We start from the raw sequence: 19,146 nt of genomic DNA on the forward strand, positions 1-19,146 counted from the left end.
AATTAATGTCCTCTTGAATTATTCTTCCTATTACATCATGAAGGTGTATCAGATAATGTCCATGTAAGAGTTGTTTTATAAGCATCTTCATTGATTTTTGAAGATGCCGGAACTGTCAATGAGACACTTTTATCAGCATTGTCTTGGCTTCCCATAGAATAGATCCAAGTACCAATTCCTTCTCCAGAATTAGCACTCATGACTGTGGTGTTTTCTTTACCTATTGCAACACTATTAGTATCTGCTGGATTAATTGTTTTGTCTGAACCATTACCGTTAACTACTTTCCCATTACTGATACTGATAGTAGCACCCGTTAACTTCGAGTTTGCATCATTAACGGCTGTAAAATCGTCATCTTGCTTTACTTGTAGCTTCCAGCCTGTATGTTCATTCCCCGCACGATTATCAGTAACTTGCGCAAAATTTGGGCCGGTCGTCATTGTTCCCTTATTAGAATATGATTGGGCACTTGCATAATATGTTTGCTTAGCCGATGAAATAATATTCGTACCAAAGTCAAATGATGACGCAAAATCAATTGTTAATAATCCTGATGTGCCTGAGTTTGGTTCCTTCTTGGTCACATTGTCGATTGGTGTAACAGAATTTTGGCTACCATCTGTATTTACTGGATTTGAAGGATTCAATACTGACTTTGTAGTTTCATCTTTTATAAAAGATACTTGTGCGTTTGAGTTAAGTGTAGCAGCTGATGAATCATCCGCATATACTACAGCAAGTGGCGCTGTTGCTAATCCAAAACTTGTCAATCCTGCTAAACCTAAAATTTTCTTGTTAATCATAATTCTTCCCTTTTTCTTTTCTCATTTTCTCTGAAATAGTCACCATTATAATGATGAGAGCACTGCATAATATGTATGACAACGATTGTATATGTGTTACACCTACACTTGGTAGTCGTGTAATAACTGGTATCACCCCCTTTCGAGTAGAAACATAACCAAATTGACGATCATATTCACCATTAGACACTGGTGCATTTACCAAGGTAGCCTGGTAGCCTGACTTAAGTCTATTTGATCTGTTGGTTGTTGCTTAACAGGTATATAGTCTGGCATTTGAAAACTTACTTGCGCGTTTGATTCAATTTCAGATCCCAATACGTTCAATGAGCAAATGGTCATTGAACCAGCAATTGCGAAGCCAGATAAGACACACTGTAAAAACTTTTTTGGTTTCATATATACCTCCCATATCATGGACCATCAACCAAAGTCCAGTTCAGTGTTGCAGTATAATCGCCAGCCTCTGTCACTGTATCTAAATTAGAAATTTGCATATTGTAAGAGCCATATTGCTTTTTTTCATTGTTATATTTCCAGTCAGATAATAAATTGCCAGTACCATCATCTTTCCATATCCAGTAGTTAATCCTTGCTGATATATTTGTAAAATCCTGTGAAGTCGTTATCAAACTACCTGAACTGTAGTCATTTTTAACTAATTGCCAATGGATTCCATCGGCAACTGAACCATTTTGAGACGTGAGTTGTTGAGTCAAAGCGACATTAATCTTTATTTGTGTGTTCTTTTTACCACTCACTTGAAAGTTTCCTGTCCAGTCACCCACTAAACTGGTTTCACTGCCTAACTTGTGAGAACCAAAGTCAACATCTGGAACAGATATTATTTTTGACGTCGGAGTAATTGATGTTTCGGATGGTACTGGCACGTCGCCATAAGAAGCCACTGTGTTTGTATTTGTTCGATTAATTATTTTGCTAGCTACAATATTACCTTGAAAATTGGAAGAAACTAAAGTAAACGTAGCTTTTGGTGCTAATATTGCATTAATCGCATTACTAGACGAAGGTTTCCACTCTATGTTCCCCGTGTAATTTGAGTTCTGTGCAACATCGTAAAAATTAAATAATATATTTTTATTTTCCCCATTATTTAAGTTAAGCCAACCAGTAGAAAAGTTAGTTACGCCACTCGTATCAATGGTAATAACTATCCTTTCATTATTTGCAACACCATCGATAGTTAAACTGCCCCAACTACCAAAATCAGTTGCCTTAATAGTCACATACTTGACACCCTGTTGTACTTTAACATTACTTGCATCAATTTTAAGATTGTTGTTTCCACCCGTGGAAACTGTTGTCGAGTTATTAGCAATTGCCTTGGAATTATTTTCTAAACGCGCAAATTCAGAATCAAAATTTAAATACTCATTACCTTGAGTATCTTGTCTCAATTTGTTGGGTTTTTGGTTTAACTTATAACCATTTAAACTCGGCCTACTGTCATTAATTATCTTATCTTTATAAACAAGAGATGAACCAAGAATTAATGTGTCGCTCTTAAAAGCTGCAGCATTATCACTTGATTCAATGTTTTTCTGAAGATAAGATATCCCACTATTGCCAGTTTGACTGCCCCCACTTGTTTTTAAATTTTGTGTTGCAACATTACCATTAAGGTTATTAGAAATTGAGTCAATATTTTTCGCAAAATAATTAAACTGTCCAGCAATCCCCAAAACGTTGCTATCATTAACGCTTGGAAAATCACTTTTCCAGCTTCCTGCTGCTGGTAAAATTGTATCGCTTGTTTCATCAGCTAGTTTTCGTAATTGATATGTATTTGAAGTGTGTTTGAGTTGATATGTATTTGATAACGATATTTGTCGGGATGGATAATTATTGTTGGCAGATTGCAAGAATCATCCGAACACCGCATGTTTCTGAAAGACTTTTCGTGGTGATTGCCAGTTGAGCGTTTTCATTGGCCTGGCATTAATCCAATGATTAATTTGATCTAATTCTTTCTGACTGATGGTTTCAATTTTGCGTTCTTTTGGGATAAAACGACGGACATATCGATTTAGCACTTCATTACTACCACGTTCTTCTGGTGAATATGGGTGTGCAAAATACATCGGTATGCCTAGCTGTTCTTCTATTTCATCATATTTTGCAAACTCTCGACCGTGATCAACTGTAATTGATTTAGCATTTTTTATACCCTTGAAAAACCTAATAATAGCTGGTGTCACTGCCTGACTATTGCGCCCACTGACATGTCTCATGATATGTTGTCGACTCAATCGTTCTGTGATGGTCACTAAAACATCGCCACGTGTTTTACCAGATTGCATCGTATCAACTTCAAAATGACCAAATTCTTGTCTTAATTGGACAGCTTTTGGTCGTTTTTCAATTGAACGGCCATGAGCAAAAACACGTCTACGGCCGTCAGATTGACGTTTACGTCGAATACCTTTATCAGGTAAATCTGATAACTTAATTTTAAGCAAACCATGATGAATCCAGTTGTAGATGGTCTTGAAAGCAATGCCCAATACATGAGCAGCCGTTTCTGGTGACCACTTCAAGATACCAATGTGATGGTTCAAAAAAGCTGATATTTCAGGTGTTAGGGTCGGATGGCGACCGTGTTTGTGCCGATTACACTGGGCTAAATGATGAGCCTGTTGTGCATTGTATGGTTTAATTCGATTTAACTCGTAGGTAATAGTTGCAGGAGAACGCTTTAAGAAACGGGCTATTTCTCGAGTTGAATGATTAAGTTTGATCATTGTTTCAATGACAGAACGTTCGTGAGCTGATAAACTAGAAGACATAAGCTGCAGATCCTTTATGGTTGATTTTAGTCAATTACCATTAAAGTCTCTGCAGTTTTTTTATGCAAGGTGTTCGGTTTAATTTTACAATCTGCCTGTTACATAAACTAATGGTGGCCAAAATTAATATTCCAGCTATAAATAGCAGTCTTTTTTTTAACATATTTTCCTCCTTTCTGACAAAATCAAACGATTATCATTATATCAGTTACAATTTAAAATGAATATAACAAAAATGTTTCTTTTTTTACATGTACTGGCTTTCACAATCAAGGGGATGAAAGTGTACAAAACCACTTTCCCACCTCACCATTATTTAATTAGTATATTTACCATTAATTGCACAGATTGTACAGAATATCTAATAATCAAATTAGAACATACAATTATTCTAATGTAATGATATCCAAGTCATTTCACTTGACTTATTAGCAAATAGATGTTAAATGATATTTATTTCACAAATAGTTTAACGCATAATTCAAATAAAAAAAACCTAATCTTCACATCAGAAAAGGTTTTTTCTAAACATCTTTTGCTTCATTAAGACACTATGCTATTCAAAAATGATTGCAACGCCTCGCGCCAACTCAAAATCTCAAATCCCGTCGCCTTAGCCTTATCCAAACTCATAACAGAATGCTTTGGTCGGTATGCTTTTTGTGGAAATTCTGCGCTAGTTACTGGGGCAACTTCAACGTCTGTATCTTTCAAAATTTCCCGAGCAAAGTCAAACCACGTGGCAATACCGTCATTAGACAAATGATAAATACCATAGGCGGCCTTGGTATCTACCAAATGAAGCATAAACTCAGCCAAAGTACGTGTCCAAGTTGGCCGTCCCAGTTGATCGTTCACAACTGTCAACTTGGGGTGCGTGGCAGCCAAGCGTTGCATGGTGTATACGAAGTTATTGCCAAACTCACCAAACACCCAACTTGTGCGAACAATATAGGCATCTGCGCCACTTTCAGTAACAGCTAATTCACCGGCTAGTTTAGCTCGTCCGTAAGCGTTTTGAGGGTTGACCGCATCTGATTCGAGGTATTCACCTTCGTTTGTGCCATCAAAAACATAGTCTGTTGAAACGGCAACCAGCTTCGCCTCGTATAACTTAGCAGCATCAGCAACGTTTTTAGTCCCATCAACGTTAACCTGCCAGTTTAACTCGCGCCCGTCATCCTCGGCTAGATCAACTTTTGTATAAGCCGCCGCATGCAAAACAACATCCGATTGCTCTTGTTCAAACGCTGATAACACAGCCGCGCTGTTCGTAATATCAAGCTGTTTTGAATCAAAAGCGACAAAATCTAGTCCACGCTCGCGCAATAACTTTTGTAATTCTTGCCCTAGTTGACCATTAGCACCTGTAATTAAAAATTTCATTCCAATTCTCCCTCATAGACAAAAAACTCACATGGCGTGAGTTTTAATTTTATTGATTATTCTGTGCGTACTTGGCTTCAACTTCATCTTTTTCAGATTGCCACCAAGATTGGTTGTCTTTGTACCACTGGATAGTGTCGGCTAAGCCAGTTTCAAAATCAGTGTACTTCGGTGTCCAACCCAACTCTTCGCGAATTTTTGTGGCATCAATTGCATAACGCAAATCGTGTCCTGAACGATCTTGGACAAAGTCGAAGGCATCTTCAGCTTTACCCATATCTTTCAAAATAGCGCGCAATACTGTGATGTTATCTTTTTCACCATCAGCACCAACCAAATACGTTTCGCCAATTTTTCCCTTAGTCAAAATTGCCCAAACTGCAGTCGCATGGTCATATGTATGAATCCAATCACGGACGTTTTTACCGTTTCCATACAACTTTGGCTTAATTCCGCTGATAATATTCGTCACCTGGCGTGGGATGAATTTTTCAATGTGTTGGTATGGACCATAGTTGTTTGATGTGTTTGAGATAGTAGCTTGCAAGCCAAACGAACGTACCCAAGCACGAACTAACAAATCAGAACTAGCCTTTGTTGATGAATAAGGACTTGAAGGACGGTATTGTGATTCTGGTGTGAACTTTTCACCGGCACCTTCACCATGCCCTGGCAAATCTTCACGCAATGGCAAGTCGCCATAAACTTCGTCAGTTGATACATGATGGAAACGCTTATTATACTTGCGTGCTGCTTCAATTAAGGTATATGTACCAATAATGTTTGTCTGTACAAACGGGGATGGGTCTTTTAATGAATTATCGTTATGACTCTCAGCAGCATAGTGGATCACGGCATCGGTTTCAGATACCAATTGATCAACCAATGGCGCATCAGCAATGTCGCCAACCACTAATTTCACGCGGTCTTCAGGCAAACCTGCTAAGTTTTCCTTGTTACCAGCATAAGTTAATTTATCTAAAACTGTCACAAAAACATCAGGATGTTCTTCGACAATGTAACGGACAAAGTTCGCCCCGATGAAGCCGGCACCACCCGTTACTAAAATATTCTTATATTCAGTCATGAATGTTCTCCTATTACAATTGCTCTTTTGTTAGTGGTACAACATCTTTTAGCAAAGGATGATTTTTGTCTGCTTCACTTACTTCGGCATTTTCGACATCATGCCATTCAATGCCCAAAGCAGGATCTGCGTAATTCACAAAGGCGTACTTTGGCTTTAAATCAAGTGCCCAGTAGTCATTGACTAAGTATGAGTATGATACCGTTTCACTCAATACTTGGAACCCATTAGCCACACCGCGTGGTACATAAATGCCCTTACTGGCATCAATAACCGTTTGGTAGACATGTCCAAACGAATCACCTTCGCGTAGGTCAACCCAAGATCCCAACACACGACCATTATCAGCCACAGAAATGTACTTATCCCATGGTTCAGCATGCAGGCCACGTAACACACCCTTTCGTGATAAGGACACGTTATTTTGCAACTTGTCCTCTTTAAAGAAAGACTCTGGAAAACCAAGCGGTAACATCTTTTCTTTTTGGAAGTTTTCCTTAAACCAACCACGATTATCACCGTGAACAGGAATATCGAAAGCAATCATCCCCGGAATAGCTGCAATTGGCTGTGCTGCCAATTTTTTCTCAAAAAATTCTTCAGTCATGTAAACGCCTTATTCCCCTTCTTCATCAACAATTCTGAGCAAGTATTGACCGTAATCATTCTTTTTCAATGGTTGTGCCAACTTTTCTAATTGTGCAATATCAATATACCCCATACGGTAAGCAATTTCTTCTAACGAAGCAACTTTTAAGTTTTGTTGTTTTTGAATCGTTGCAATGAAGGAAGAAGCTTCGAGGAGTGAATCGTGTGTTCCAGTGTCAAGCCAAGCATACCCACGGCCCATGACTTGAACATCCAAATCGCCACGGTCTAAATAAGATTGGTTAATATCAGAAATTTCAATTTCACCACGCTCTGATGGTTTAACATTAGCAGCGATTTTCACGACATCGTTGTCATAGAAATAAAGACCAGTTACGGCGTAATTGGATTTTGGCTGTTCTGGTTTCTCAACAATGGACAAAGCCTTGCCTTCCTTATCAAATTCAACCACACCAAAACGTTCCGGATCCTTAACTTGATAACCAAACACTGTGGCACCAGATGTTTTCAGAGCGGCTTGTTGTAACTTCTCTGATAGCCCTGCGCCATAGAAAATATTGTCACCTAGCACAAGAGCCACAGCGTCATCACCGATAAAGTCCGCGCCAACAATGAATGCATCTGCCAAACCGCGAGGCTCTTCTTGAATCGTATATTCGATATTTAAACCAATTTCATGACCATTACCAAATAGTTCTTCAAAGCGCCCAACGTATTCGGGTGTTGAAATTAGCAAAATATCCTTAATACCAGCCAACATCAAAACAGACAATGGATAATAAATCATTGGCTTGTCATAAATCGGCACCAACTGCTTACTTGTTGCCTTGGTGATTGGATAAAGTCTCGTGCCGGAACCTCCGGCTAGGATAATGCCTTTCATTTTTCTCTCCTTATATATGCTAACGCATTTTACATCAAAGAATGGTGTCCATTAACTTAGTTCGAACCAAGCGTCTTTTCTTTCTTCAGAAAGTCAACTGGGATTGCGCATGTTCGTCCGTGGATTGACAGGTTTTTCACTGTCTCGCCATTAATGCACTGTGTGTCCTGCGCCAATGATTCCTCACCTGAAAATAATTCTGTCTCTAAGCTCGCTAATTCCTCATCGTTCATACCAAACTTAATTCCCAGAACCATCCATCGTGATGCTTGGCGAACTTCACTAATACTTTGTGAATCCATACGCTCATTGATAATTTTTCTCAAACCAGCAATTAGCGTCTCTTTCTCTTGTTCATTTTTTTGAAGCTTAATAATTTCTATCACAGTTGTATATGAGCTATTAAATAGTCGACCTATATACATTGCCTTGAGCTTGGATTGCTGTGCCAAAGACCATTTAGGAGATGCCTCGATAATATTGAATACTTCTGATAAGATGTTGAGATATTTCCAAGGTTCATTGTAGGTATAACTTGAACTCTTACCCAGATTACCGAAATCTTCTCGTTGATTCCAATAATAGTAATCTTTATCCGCTAAGATAGAAATCTTTCTTGAAACAGAGTAGGCTTTCATATTGAAAACCTGATCCTCCTCGACTGGAATGTAACTACTGTCAGGGAATCTTACATCATATTGATTTAACATTGCCCGTCGATACATCTTATGGGGTGCCAATGTACTGAGAATATGATCCGTTATAATGCTTGCATCTTTAATGTTCTTACCATTCTTAAAGGGAACCTGTGTGCCGTTGTACATTTTGCCTTCAGCGTATTTGCCAATAATTACATCAGAATCGTCACCAGCAAAGTTATAAAATGTCAACAACGTATCGTCTGCTAAATTATCATCTTGATCCATAAGCATGATGAATGTCCCACGAGCCTTTGCTATCCCATGATTTCTTGGAATGCTTGGATACCCATGATTCTGCTCTTCAACAACTATTCGCAAATGCTTAAGTTGACTCTCATATTCCTGAATAATATCTAATGGCTTGGTACTCTTATCGTCAACAATAATTATCTCAAAATCATCTTGGTTCATTGTCTGTCTGACCAGAGAATCGAGTGCTTTTCTGATGTAATTTCCAGCATTGTAGTGTGCTATAACAACTGATACTTTGTATTTGTCAAAATCCATTCCTATATTCTCACTCCTCTCTTGATTAATCAGACAAATAACCAATCATTAATTTTAATTATACATTATAGTTTGGATTCTCAAGTAGTAAACACTTTGTATTAAATTTTTTAAGATATTATTTTTGATTCTCTGAAAATACTTTTGAGAATAGTCAGCAATTGTACCCAAAAAGGTGTCATCATTGAAAATATAATACTATTGTTTCTGTATGTTCTTGTAAGAATGATAGCCTCAACGCTAATAACATTGCTTTATATTTACGTTATTAAGTATACCTACTTATAGAACCAAAATTTATTTTATTTCGACTACCTATCTTTGAACAATTGTATTTCATTAGTTGACATTAATCTCTCTCGTATAAATCTCTCGTGTAAACTTTATCTTCAACATCTAATAAACTATCATCCCAACGGTTAGCCACAATAATATCGGATTCTTTTTTAAAAGTATCCAAATCAGAAATAACTCTAGAATTGAAGAATGATTTTTCTTTTAATGTTGGTTCATAGACAAGAACTTCAATACCTTTGGCCTTAATACGCTTCATGACACCTTGAATAGAGGATGCACGAAAATTATCACTGCCTTCCTTCATTGTTAAGCGATAAATACCAACTTTTGTTGGATTTTTTTGAATAATCTGATTGGCGACGAAGTCCTTACGAGTTGTGTTTGAGTCCACAATGCCTTGAATAATGTTATTTGGAACATTTTCAAAATTAGCTAGTAATTGTCTTGTATCTTTTGGTAAGCAATATCCGCCATAACCAAATGATGGATTATTATAATGCTTACCAATTCTGGGATCAAGTCCAACACCATCAATAATATTTTTACTGTTTAACCCACGTACTTCAGCATAGGTATCTAGCTCATTAAAATAAGCAACTCTCATAGCAAGGTAAGTATTTGCAAATAATTTAATGGCTTCAGCCTCAGAACTATCAACAAATAGCTGTGGTGTATCTTCTTCATATGAACCTTCAGCCAGTAAATTAGCAAACTGATGGGCTCTTTCAGAATCCTCACCGAGAATAATTCGAGAAGGATGCAAGTTATCATAAAGCGCCTTACCTTCACGTAAAAATTCTGGAGAAAAAATAATATTTTCAGTACCATATTTTTCTTTAGCAAAAGATGTGAACCCTACAGGAATTGTTGACTTAACAATCATTAGTGCCTGTGGATTTGTTTCAAGCACTTCCTGGATAACTGATTCAACAGCACTAGTATCAAAATGATTAGTCTCAGTATCATAATTTGTTGGTGTTGCTATAACAATAAAATCTGCGGTACTATAGGCTTCTTTCCCGTTGATTGTTGCCTTTAAATCTAATTGTTTGTTAGCTAGAAAATCTGAAATTTCTTTGTCTTGAATTGGAGAAATTCCTTTATTTATTAAGTCTACTTTTTCTGAGATAATATCAACAGCAGTGACCTCATTATGTTGCGATAACAAAGTAGCTAATGATAATCCAACGTATCCTGTTCCTGCAACTGCAATTTTCATTTTTTCTCCCTTTTATATAAATTAAACGTTGTACTTCTTAATATTTTTGGTGTGCCAAAAATAAAATTCAAAGCACGAAATGATTATAATAAAATTATATTTTTAATATCTCACTCACCTTCTTTAACGTTTTTAATAATCATCTTTCTATGATCTTCTTAATTTAGTATTTTATTCACCAATTTTTCAGAAGATATTACTATTGAGCAACAACTCATCAACAATTTATTTTTAATTTCGTCAACATTAGTTAACAATTTTAACCGTTTGTAGTGAAAAAACACAAACCAAGTTTTTTTTAATTTTTCTTAAGAAGCATACGTACCAAATACTTGAAGTTACCATTTAAAATACTACTTAATATAACAAATAGGCTCATTGTCAAAAGCCGAATAACTATATCCAATATTAAATTGTTTACTTTCAGATATTTATCACAGAACATAAATAGAATATAAAGAGCTGAAGCTGCCAAAATAGGTATATATATTTTTTTCAGCATCGGCAGTAATGAATCGTCAAAAGCACTTTTCATAACCATGTATAAAACAATTACTGTATTTAGTGTAAAAGCTATGGTTAAGTAAAAGGCTATAGAGACAATACTATGCTGCAGTACTCCTAGCACAATAGCTGTCACTATTAGCCCCGCAGATATTATTCCAGTCATAAAAAGCCGTGATGTCATATTTCTCACTTGAAATATTGTACCTGCTGTAATGTTCAAAACCTGTGCCCAAATCGACAGTGATAAGATTTCAAATGGTCTGATTGCATTTATCCATTGGCTACCATACAGAACTATAATGATGCTTCTTGCAGAAAACGATAGAAACACTGATAATGGAAATACAAAATCTGATAATATACCCTGTACTTTTATATATAAGTTTTTAATAGCACGTACGTCATCTTGATAATCTGACATAATTGGTAGTAGTACAGGATTTAAAATTCCACCAAGCATTGATGAAGGGTACATCAATAACCGATATGATTTATTATAACTTCCTACATCACTAGCCGTTAGATATTTTCCAATTAGTAATTCATCCAAGTTACGTGAAAAATAATTAACTATATTAAATCCCAGTTGATTTACAGTAAAATGAAAAACTTTCCGAACTGGCGATGCTTTCATATAAAAAGTAAATCTCAAAGAAGATCTACTAACATTTAGAAAGAATAAAATACTAGAGGTCACAATAGTATTTATTAACAATGCATAAATACCACCTCCCTGCAATGCAATTACAATCCCTACCATCCCTCCGCACGTAGTAGCTAACAAAGAATTTACATTCATAATTTTAAACATTTTACCTTTAGATAATACGGCATTTGGCACTATTATAGCTGCATAAAAAAATACAGCTATAGATAAAATCCAAGTATAATGAGACATATTTTTAATATGATATTGTTGCTGTAATGGTATTCCCATTAAACCAAACACTACAGCTAATGATATTGCGACATAAATTGAAAAATTAAACAACAATTGAATATCATATGCACTTAATAACTTATTTTGTATAATAGCAGGCCCTAACCCCATATCAGAAAGTAACTGAAAAAAAACTATAAAGACAGTTAGTATTGCAACAATTCCATATACACGAGGAGATAATAATCTAGATAAAATCATGTCTAATAGCAACATAATAAATATGTTCCCAAATTTTCCAATAAACGTATATACCAATCCTTTTTTAATTAATTGGTTCATTTTTTTCTACCTTCATAAATGATTTTAATAAACTTAACGGTATTCTCTTAACATATATAAGTTCTTTCACACCATGAATCGAATAATTAATCCATTTCTTAGAATGCTGTTGAAATGTTGTGTTGCTAGATTGATCTTCTAAATGCAATACACTTAGTTCGCTAATATAATACATTTTCAATCCTGCCTTTTTTACACCTATATGGAGTATAGGCTCTTCAAAATACAAAAAGGTTTTATTATATAAACCTTCAAAATGTTTGAAAAATTCCTCTGTTAAAATAAAAGATGAGCCATGAAGGTAATGAGAGTTATCTAAAGTTTGAGTAGAAGTTTTACTATTCTTTGTTTCAATTTTGGGATTCGACGAGCGATGTATTTTTTTCTTCATTTTAGAAAAAAATCCAAAACTAGAGAGCCCCAACTTCAAACGCCATAAATTTAATAACAATAGATATAAATGTAAAGTTTGAGTATTTCCAGACGTTGGATTTTGATTCATACCTTTTTTATCTAAAATAGCAGTTCCGACAACAGCCACATCATTTGGTAATATATACTTAGTTAAATCGAAAATATAATTAGAATCTTCCAAAAACACATCACTATTTAGCACAAGAATATTAGCACAATTTTGATCTCTTAAAAATTTAATACCAATATTATTTCCTCGAGAAAATCCGACATTTACTTTAGATTGAATGATATAAACATTGGAAGAATTCATAAATTGCTTTGATAATATCTGAGCTGAGTTATTGGTTGAACCATTATCAACAATCACAATAGGCACCTTGACTGATTGCTTCAAAATATACTCTAAACACTCAATTGTTACTTCGTAGTTATTATAATTTAATACTACTATGCCTAATTTTTCTAAAATCATACATTCACTTTCTCCATTATTTAATTAAAGACCTATATAATGAATCATATTCAAAAATCCTGAACTTAATCTATATCCACCCATGAAGATAAACATAGCTATGAAATATACAGCAAACGTTGGAAAAATATATTTCTTCAGGTAATTTTTATCTACAAACACTATTGATAGAATTATCAACATACCAACTATACCTTCTCTTAAAATACGATCATATTGGGAACTAATCATCACTAATGGCATACCAATTAAGGTAACACATGTATAACTGAAAAGTACGCGCATATTACCATCCAAAATTACTTGAGATTTTTTTGTGATATGGAATACTAATAGAAAAAAGCTTAGAAAGCTCAAGACTAGAAGCATCGAAGATATAGATACTCCGTTAAAGTAAATAGTTGTCACATTATTAGCAACTTCTTCATTATCAGAAATAGATTGAATCAGAGTAGTTAGACTACCCATAATACCAGCCATCGAAGAAAGTGCAACGATAAAACTAACAATTAAAAATATTAAAGAACACCACTTTAACCTACTAACATTCCATCTGTTGGAAAGCATAAAATGAATTGGCAAAATTAAGAAAAAGATATAGCCACTTGTATGGAATCCTGTTCCTAAATAAATTAACATACAGGATAATACATAGCTCTTAATATTATTTGTCTTTAGAAACGATACTGCCAATAACACTAAGGCCATCATAGTGAACGATCTCACCTGAACCGTTTCTACAAAAAAAGGAAATAGCGCAAATAGTAACCAAAAGAACTTATCATTGGTTGTTAGTCTTCTAATAGCAATAAACAAAATAATAAAAGTGCAAAAAATTAGAATGAATCTAAATTGAACGTACGTTAGATTAAATTTTACTGCTACGTTTGCAAAATACTGATAGAGCCACTCAAAGCGCGAAACATACCCTAGGTATCTATTATTATATTCAGTCTCATATGCTTGATAGTCTACAGTTGTGGCGGGGTCAGGATTCCCACCCAAATAAATAAGAATTATAACTATAGGTATAGATATCCATAATTTTCTTTCTTTAACAAAATTAAAAAGAAGAAGCAGTCCAATATTTATAATATATAGCAATTATCTAGACCTCAACATTTTCTTCAGTTCATTTATTTCTTTATCTACTAAGCTATCCTTTTCTTTGTTTTGATCATGTTTTCTAAAATCCGCAATATTCCTAGGAGCTTTTTCTTTAATATGTCTTCCTCTGGCACTTTTCTGCTTAAACTCCTCTAAGCTCTTCGAATAATAGTGGTTTATTCTAAATTTCTGCTTAGGAGCGGGGGTCGCTGAAAAGAAATCGGTACTGGGATAATCCCATATTCTTTCACGATTCTCATCAATTGTCTTGCCTAATACATCTACCCAATGAGGTATTTTCATACGAAGATATCTTTCAGGTCGAACAATTGGTTTATAGTCCGCAATAAAATCATCACTAGCATGCCACTTAAATCTTTCAAGAACAAGACCTGGTTCTCGATGTTTTTTACCCGAAGATCCAAAAACCATCCACCCTAATAACAATTGAGAGGTAAAAAAAGATGTCTTTTTCAAAAAATCCTTTATATTCTCTTCGCCAACTGATACTAAAAATTCGTCAGCATCTAAAATTGCTAACCAATTTGTATCCTTATAGTGATTTACCATAGTAGAAATATAAGCTGGTATTTGTTTCTTCGCCCCCTTTACGTAGACGTAGCTAACTATCCCTTTATCAATATAAGGTTGTAAGACTTCCAAAACATCATCTGTTGATTCATTATCGAATATATAGAAATGTTCTACACCAATTAATAAATGATATTCAATCCATTCTTGAATGTACTCTCTCTCATTTTTTATGATTATTGCCGCACTTAAAAAATATTTCCTTTGACCGGTAGTAATTATTTTTCGTAATACTGAAAAATTTTTAATTAATAAAATATAATGTTTGGCTATTGCTCGAATATTGAACTCTGATGCCGATGAACGATGTTTCACTATTCTTAAATCATTTTTATCATTCATTAATATTTTCTCCTTAAAGAATGCTTATTAAGTTACATTCTTCCCACTGCCTTAATAAAAGAAACAACCCTAATCTTATTTAATGTTATATTGGGGGCCAAGTACTTCCAAGCTAATACGCGCTTTATTAGGTTTCTTGAATACTTCAGCGTTTTGAAGTGATCAAAATAATACCTTGGACCACCTTCATCATTGAGCTCTGGATGTTCTTCATCAATCCACTTTAAAAGCAGTAGGCTGTCATTTTCTAATCGCTCTACGGTCGATAATAATAACCTAATCCTCTGTAAAATACTTTTACTAGAGTGAGAAGCCCCCACTACATTATTTTCATGTTGTCTATAGTATAGTAATGGTTCGTCTATTTCAATTAATTTCCCCGTTGTAGAAATTATTAAGCCAATAAATGAGTCATGCATGTTAATTTTATCAATGACACTTTCTGTCAGATTTGACAGTATATTCTTAGTATTGATATTTATGGCAAAAGCAGCACCTGTAACACGATAATTCCAAGAGAGGTATTGATAATCAGCATTTCTCGACCAATCATACATTTCTGACATTTTAACATTTGTGGATATTCCAAATTCATCAGCTATCCATAAATCTGAGTATAATCCAACTGCCTTATTTTGATCGGTTTTTTTTAATGAATCATAATGTGCAAAAAAACGTTCTACTTTATTTTGAGGCCATATATCATCCTGATCACTAAAAAAATAAAGGTCTGCTTCTGGAGCGCTATTTAGTAGATAAAAAAATGATTTTTTCACACCTAGATTATCGGTTACTTTATTTAAAATAACGACATTGTTATTAGCAGATAACTTATTTAAAATATTTTCTGTACCATCCGTTGAACCATCATCCCTCACAAGTATCGATAAATCAAATAATGTATTCATTCCTCTCTGACACAAAATGGAATTAATTTGCTCCTCAATGTATTTCTCTCCATTGTACGCTGACATCAAGACGACTACTTTTTTCATTAATTAATCTCCCGTATGCTTTTATTTGGTCTTAATACAATTCCTGAAATTATTCCATAAAAAAAATGAGCAATTTTACCAAAAGAATGTTCTTCAAATATTGAATAGAGTAATTGTGATCCAAGGGTAATAAAAACATCCTTATGAATACCTTTTATTTTTTTACGATGAATTTTTAATAACCAGATATTGTTTCGTCCAATATAGTAACGTCGACTCGCACTATGATTAGATAGAAAAAAATTTTTTCCAGCTATCTTTTTGCGTGTTTTATTTCCTACTCTATGCTCCAAAACAACGTTATTTAATTGAACAATTTCATATCCTCTCTCAATTAATCGAAAACTAAAATCCGTATCAACAGCATCAATAAAAAAATCTTCTCGCATCCCCCCAACAGATTCCAAAGCTTCCATCAATATATAACTTCCAGAGGCAATTGGTTTAGCAGCTCTTCTAAATCTTTCTACTGTAGTTTTTCCTCTTGGAAAGTCAACGTCAATTCTGTTATTTTGACGCTGATACGTTCTTGGTTCCAAATAACGTTTTGTATTTAAATCTAAGACTCTGGGAACTAACATACCAAATCTTTCGGCGATTTTAGTGTCTGTCATAGTTTTTATATATTTATCTGGAATTTGAGAGTCTTGGTCAAACAAAAATACTCCATTAGCACCATTTTTTTTCGCAAAAATGATGCCTTCATTTTGAGCCTTAGCAATCCCTTGGTTAGTTGATAATTGAATTACAAAAATTTTATCTGAAGTTAGAGCTTCTAACTTTGAATTAGGTTCTCCATTATTTACCAAAACGACACTACTTTGTTGTAAAACCAATTTTGATATTAGTCTTTCTAAATCTAATATCACAGGATTAAAAGTTACAACTATTGACCATGTGATATTTTTTACCATAATGTCCATCCCCACTTATGCATGTATTTATACAAACTCTGCAGCATTATCCAGATGTACCTTATATCTCGTCCATTTGCTCTTTCCCAACTATGTATAACACTTGCTGTGGGAACAAACATGGCAGAAGAAATTTCGTTTATTTTTCTAGTCAAATCAGTATCTTCATAATACATAAAGTAGCGTTCATCAAATCCCCCTACTGCTTTAAAAATATCAGTTCTAACAAGCATAAAGGAACCTGAAGCATTTTCGATAGGCAAAATGTGATTGTACCCTGATTCTAAGTTGATGAATTTCTCTTGACGTTTTCGCAATATCTTTTTACCAGCGAAGCGAATTGCAGCATCTAATACAGTAGGTTGATTTCTAAATAAATATTGGATACTACCATCTTCATTCAAAATTAGTGGCGACAGTAACCCAACATTTGGATTTTCATTCATATAATTAATCATAATTTGTAGAGATTGACTATTCTTAATCTGTATGTCAGGATTAACAATAAAATGATATGTTGATTGAAGTCTATTTAAAACAACATTATGTCCAAATCCAAATCCCCTATTTTCAGAAGCAACTATCTCTATTGACTTGTGCTTTATACATTTTACAATTTCCAGAGTTTTATCCGTGGATTCGTTATCTACTATGTATATTTTATATGGAAAAACATCGTCTACTGCTGTAATTATTGAAAGTATTGTATTTTTGATTTTATCCTGATTGTTATAAGTCACAATCGTGAATGATAAAGAAACGTTGTGTTCCAATTGCCATGGTCTCCTACTTCTTAATTAGATAATTAAAAACCAAACTCTGAGATACATTTATAACTCTTTTCCATTTTTAACTACTCCATTATCTGCTTTCTTGTCATCTATTACTGTTTCTTTAAACACACCGTCACGCTTCAAAACAGAAACAAACGTTTCCACAGTCAACAACATATCTACTCTAAAACTCAGGTGTGCAGCGTACTTTGCATCATAAGTTGCCTTATCTTCATCAGAAAGATTATTTCGCCCGTTAACTTGTGCTAATCCTGAAATACCTGGTAATACTTGATCGGCACCGTTCTGCTTTCGCAAAGACAATACCTTTTCATCAGTCCTAGCCAGTGGACGAGGTCCGATAAAGCTCATATCACCCTTAATAATATTCCATAACTGTGGTAATTCATCTACTGATGTTTTTCGAATAAGCATACCAAACGGTGTCACATAACTTGTAATGTCTTCAAAATCTGAATTTGCTTTTACTGGTGCTTTGTTAGTCATTGAACGAAATTTATATAATGCAAAAGGCTTCGAATTTCTACCGTAACGTTCCTGAATAAATAAAACGGGGCCTTCCGAAGTCAGTTTAATAATAATTCCAACAACGATTAATGGAATTAATAAAATGATTAACATGGGTATTGCAAGCAACAAATCAAGCAATCGTTTAACAACTTTTCTATAAACCAATAGTTCTCTCCCATCTCCCAATATATGATTATCGCTTAAACCTTAGTTTCCCCATAGCCGTAACCATATCCATAGCCGTAACCAGCACCCCCCTTCTTTCTACGTTGCTGGTCATTATAAATAAATCCAAGTACCGGTGCTTCAGCAATCTTCAAAATTTCGTGTGTTCGCTGTATGGCACCTCTATTTGTTTTCCCACCATTAACAACAATGGCCACACCATCCATTTTTGTCATCAATACTTGTGCATCTGTAACCATCAAGAATGGCGGAACATCAAATATGATTATGTCGTAGTGTGTTTTCAACTGGCTAATTAAGTTCGTCATACGACCTGATCCCAAGAGTTCCGCTGGATTAGGTGGTATTGGCCCTGATGGCATGACGTTGAGATTATCCATTGAGGTGCGATGAATAATTGACCCAACCTCTTTCTCTGAATCGCCAAGATAATTCGTTAGTCCGCTGGCGTTTTTATTTAATCCAAATGTCACAGCCACCGTAGGACGGCGCAAGTCGGCATCGACTAGCAAGACTTTTTTACCTTGTTGCGCGTAAGCAACAGCTAGGTTAGCCGTCACCGTTGATTTACCTTCTGAAGGTAGTGCCGAAGAAATCAATAGCGTTTTGATCTCACCTTTCGCCACTGAGGCGAATTCGATATTCGTACGTAAGGTACGGAACTGTTCTGACACAGGATTTTTTGGTTCTGCTGCGGTAATTAAGCGAGCGCCTTTGGTCATTGTCTCAACAGACAGACCATCTTTACCAACAGCTCGTCCTTTATTAAAAAAACTCATTCTGCTCT

At 34.9% G+C, this 19,146-nt stretch carries 19 protein-coding genes; all 19 read right to left on the minus strand.

What is annotated here, in order from left to right; all coding sequences use genetic code 11:
• Positions 1 to 35: 35 nt before the first annotated feature.
• Positions 36 to 806, minus strand: a complete 771-nt coding sequence (locus A6B45_RS06805; RefSeq protein WP_072613906.1) for a WxL domain-containing protein — start codon at positions 804 to 806, stop codon at positions 36 to 38.
• Positions 807 to 1,004: 198 nt separating this feature from the next.
• On the minus strand, positions 1,005 to 1,205 hold the full coding sequence (locus tag A6B45_RS06810) for a hypothetical protein (protein WP_072613907.1): 201 nt from the start codon (positions 1,203 to 1,205) through the stop codon (positions 1,005 to 1,007).
• Positions 1,206 to 1,219: 14 nt separating this feature from the next.
• Positions 1,220 to 2,689, minus strand: coding sequence for a collagen-binding domain-containing protein (locus A6B45_RS06815; RefSeq protein ID WP_072613908.1), 1,470 nt, complete (start codon positions 2,687 to 2,689; stop codon positions 1,220 to 1,222).
• Between the two features lie 3 nt (positions 2,690 to 2,692).
• Positions 2,693 to 3,613: an IS30 family transposase gene (locus tag A6B45_RS06820; protein ID WP_012268558.1), complete on the minus strand. Its 921-nt coding sequence runs from the start codon at positions 3,611 to 3,613 to the stop codon at positions 2,693 to 2,695.
• A 543-nt stretch (positions 3,614 to 4,156) separates the two neighbouring features.
• Positions 4,157 to 4,999, minus strand: coding sequence for a dTDP-4-dehydrorhamnose reductase (gene rfbD, locus A6B45_RS06825; protein WP_072613909.1), 843 nt, complete (start codon positions 4,997 to 4,999; stop codon positions 4,157 to 4,159).
• A gap of 49 nt (positions 5,000 to 5,048) precedes the next feature.
• The gene (gene rfbB / locus A6B45_RS06830) at positions 5,049 to 6,086 is read right to left on the minus strand and encodes a dTDP-glucose 4,6-dehydratase (protein WP_072613910.1); all 1,038 of its coding nucleotides are present in this window, start codon (positions 6,084 to 6,086) and stop codon (positions 5,049 to 5,051) included.
• A 13-nt stretch (positions 6,087 to 6,099) separates the two neighbouring features.
• Positions 6,100 to 6,693: a dTDP-4-dehydrorhamnose 3,5-epimerase family protein gene (locus A6B45_RS06835; RefSeq protein ID WP_014947523.1), complete on the minus strand. Its 594-nt coding sequence runs from the start codon at positions 6,691 to 6,693 to the stop codon at positions 6,100 to 6,102.
• A 9-nt stretch (positions 6,694 to 6,702) separates the two neighbouring features.
• Positions 6,703 to 7,578, minus strand: coding sequence for a glucose-1-phosphate thymidylyltransferase RfbA (rfbA, locus tag A6B45_RS06840; protein ID WP_072613911.1), 876 nt, complete (start codon positions 7,576 to 7,578; stop codon positions 6,703 to 6,705).
• A gap of 56 nt (positions 7,579 to 7,634) precedes the next feature.
• Entirely contained in the window at positions 7,635 to 8,786 is a 1,152-nt protein-coding gene (locus tag A6B45_RS06845; RefSeq protein WP_072613912.1) for a glycosyltransferase family 2 protein, read from the minus strand.
• Positions 8,787 to 9,135: 349 nt separating this feature from the next.
• Positions 9,136 to 10,302, minus strand: a complete 1,167-nt coding sequence (locus A6B45_RS06850) for a nucleotide sugar dehydrogenase (RefSeq protein ID WP_072613913.1) — start codon at positions 10,300 to 10,302, stop codon at positions 9,136 to 9,138.
• A 298-nt stretch (positions 10,303 to 10,600) separates the two neighbouring features.
• The gene (locus A6B45_RS06855; protein WP_072613914.1) at positions 10,601 to 12,031 is read right to left on the minus strand and encodes a lipopolysaccharide biosynthesis protein; all 1,431 of its coding nucleotides are present in this window, start codon (positions 12,029 to 12,031) and stop codon (positions 10,601 to 10,603) included.
• Positions 12,015 to 12,920 carry a glycosyltransferase gene (locus tag A6B45_RS06860; RefSeq protein ID WP_072613915.1) on the minus strand — a complete coding sequence of 302 codons (906 nt, stop codon included), beginning with the start codon at positions 12,918 to 12,920 and terminating at the stop codon, positions 12,015 to 12,017. The genes A6B45_RS06855 and A6B45_RS06860 overlap by 17 nt, the downstream gene beginning before the upstream one ends.
• A 24-nt stretch (positions 12,921 to 12,944) precedes the next feature.
• Positions 12,945 to 14,024 carry an EpsG family protein gene (locus A6B45_RS06865; protein WP_072613916.1) on the minus strand — a complete coding sequence of 360 codons (1,080 nt, stop codon included), beginning with the start codon at positions 14,022 to 14,024 and terminating at the stop codon, positions 12,945 to 12,947.
• Positions 14,025 to 14,960: a glycosyltransferase family 2 protein gene (locus A6B45_RS06870; RefSeq protein WP_072613917.1), complete on the minus strand. Its 936-nt coding sequence runs from the start codon at positions 14,958 to 14,960 to the stop codon at positions 14,025 to 14,027.
• 32 nt (positions 14,961 to 14,992) lie between these two features.
• Positions 14,993 to 15,955 (minus strand): glycosyltransferase, encoded by a 963-nt coding sequence (locus A6B45_RS06875; protein ID WP_072613918.1) that lies wholly within the window; start codon positions 15,953 to 15,955, stop codon positions 14,993 to 14,995.
• Positions 15,955 to 16,869, minus strand: a complete 915-nt coding sequence (locus tag A6B45_RS06880) for a glycosyltransferase family 2 protein (protein WP_072613919.1) — start codon at positions 16,867 to 16,869, stop codon at positions 15,955 to 15,957. Before A6B45_RS06880 ends, A6B45_RS06875 begins: the two co-directional genes overlap by 1 nt.
• Positions 16,863 to 17,642 (minus strand): glycosyltransferase family 2 protein, encoded by a 780-nt coding sequence (locus tag A6B45_RS06885; RefSeq protein WP_072613920.1) that lies wholly within the window; start codon positions 17,640 to 17,642, stop codon positions 16,863 to 16,865. The genes A6B45_RS06880 and A6B45_RS06885 overlap by 7 nt, the downstream gene beginning before the upstream one ends.
• Positions 17,643 to 17,699: 57 nt before the next feature.
• A complete protein-coding gene (locus A6B45_RS06890) occupies positions 17,700 to 18,338 on the minus strand; it encodes a sugar transferase (protein WP_072613921.1) in 639 nt (212 codons plus the stop codon).
• Positions 18,339 to 18,373: 35 nt separating this feature from the next.
• Positions 18,374 to 19,138, minus strand: a complete 765-nt coding sequence (locus A6B45_RS06895; protein ID WP_072613922.1) for a CpsD/CapB family tyrosine-protein kinase — start codon at positions 19,136 to 19,138, stop codon at positions 18,374 to 18,376.
• Positions 19,139 to 19,146 lie beyond the last annotated feature (8 nt).

It is taken from the genome of Leuconostoc suionicum, from assembly GCF_001891125.1.
Lineage (GTDB): Bacteria > Bacillota > Bacilli > Lactobacillales > Lactobacillaceae > Leuconostoc > Leuconostoc suionicum.

Bases quoted from the DNA above. Each gene is read 5' to 3' on its own strand.
- A6B45_RS06835 (WP_014947523.1), bottom strand. From the start codon at position 6,693: ATGACTGAAGAATTTTTTGAGAAAAAATTGGCAGCACAGCCAATTGCA.
- A6B45_RS06820 (WP_012268558.1), bottom strand. From the start codon at position 3,613: ATGTCTTCTAGTTTATCAGCTCACGAACGTTCTGTCATTGAAACAATG.
- A6B45_RS06880 (WP_072613919.1), bottom strand. From the start codon at position 16,869: ATGGTAAAAAATATCACATGGTCAATAGTTGTAACTTTTAATCCTGTG.
- A6B45_RS06810 (WP_072613907.1), bottom strand. From the start codon at position 1,205: ATGAAACCAAAAAAGTTTTTACAGTGTGTCTTATCTGGCTTCGCAATT.
- rfbA (WP_072613911.1), bottom strand. From the start codon at position 7,578: ATGAAAGGCATTATCCTAGCCGGAGGTTCCGGCACGAGACTTTATCCA.
- rfbD (WP_072613909.1), bottom strand. From the start codon at position 4,999: ATGAAATTTTTAATTACAGGTGCTAATGGTCAACTAGGGCAAGAATTA.
- A6B45_RS06860 (WP_072613915.1), bottom strand. From the start codon at position 12,920: ATGATTTTAGAAAAATTAGGCATAGTAGTATTAAATTATAATAACTAC.
- A6B45_RS06845 (WP_072613912.1), bottom strand. From the start codon at position 8,786: ATGGATTTTGACAAATACAAAGTATCAGTTGTTATAGCACACTACAAT.
- rfbB (WP_072613910.1), bottom strand. From the start codon at position 6,086: ATGACTGAATATAAGAATATTTTAGTAACGGGTGGTGCCGGCTTCATC.
- A6B45_RS06855 (WP_072613914.1), bottom strand. From the start codon at position 12,031: ATGAACCAATTAATTAAAAAAGGATTGGTATATACGTTTATTGGAAAA.
- A6B45_RS06805 (WP_072613906.1), bottom strand. From the start codon at position 806: ATGATTAACAAGAAAATTTTAGGTTTAGCAGGATTGACAAGTTTTGGA.
- A6B45_RS06895 (WP_072613922.1), bottom strand. From the start codon at position 19,138: ATGAGTTTTTTTAATAAAGGACGAGCTGTTGGTAAAGATGGTCTGTCT.
- A6B45_RS06850 (WP_072613913.1), bottom strand. From the start codon at position 10,302: ATGAAAATTGCAGTTGCAGGAACAGGATACGTTGGATTATCATTAGCT.
- A6B45_RS06875 (WP_072613918.1), bottom strand. From the start codon at position 15,955: ATGAAAAAAGTAGTCGTCTTGATGTCAGCGTACAATGGAGAGAAATAC.
- A6B45_RS06870 (WP_072613917.1), bottom strand. From the start codon at position 14,960: ATGAATGATAAAAATGATTTAAGAATAGTGAAACATCGTTCATCGGCA.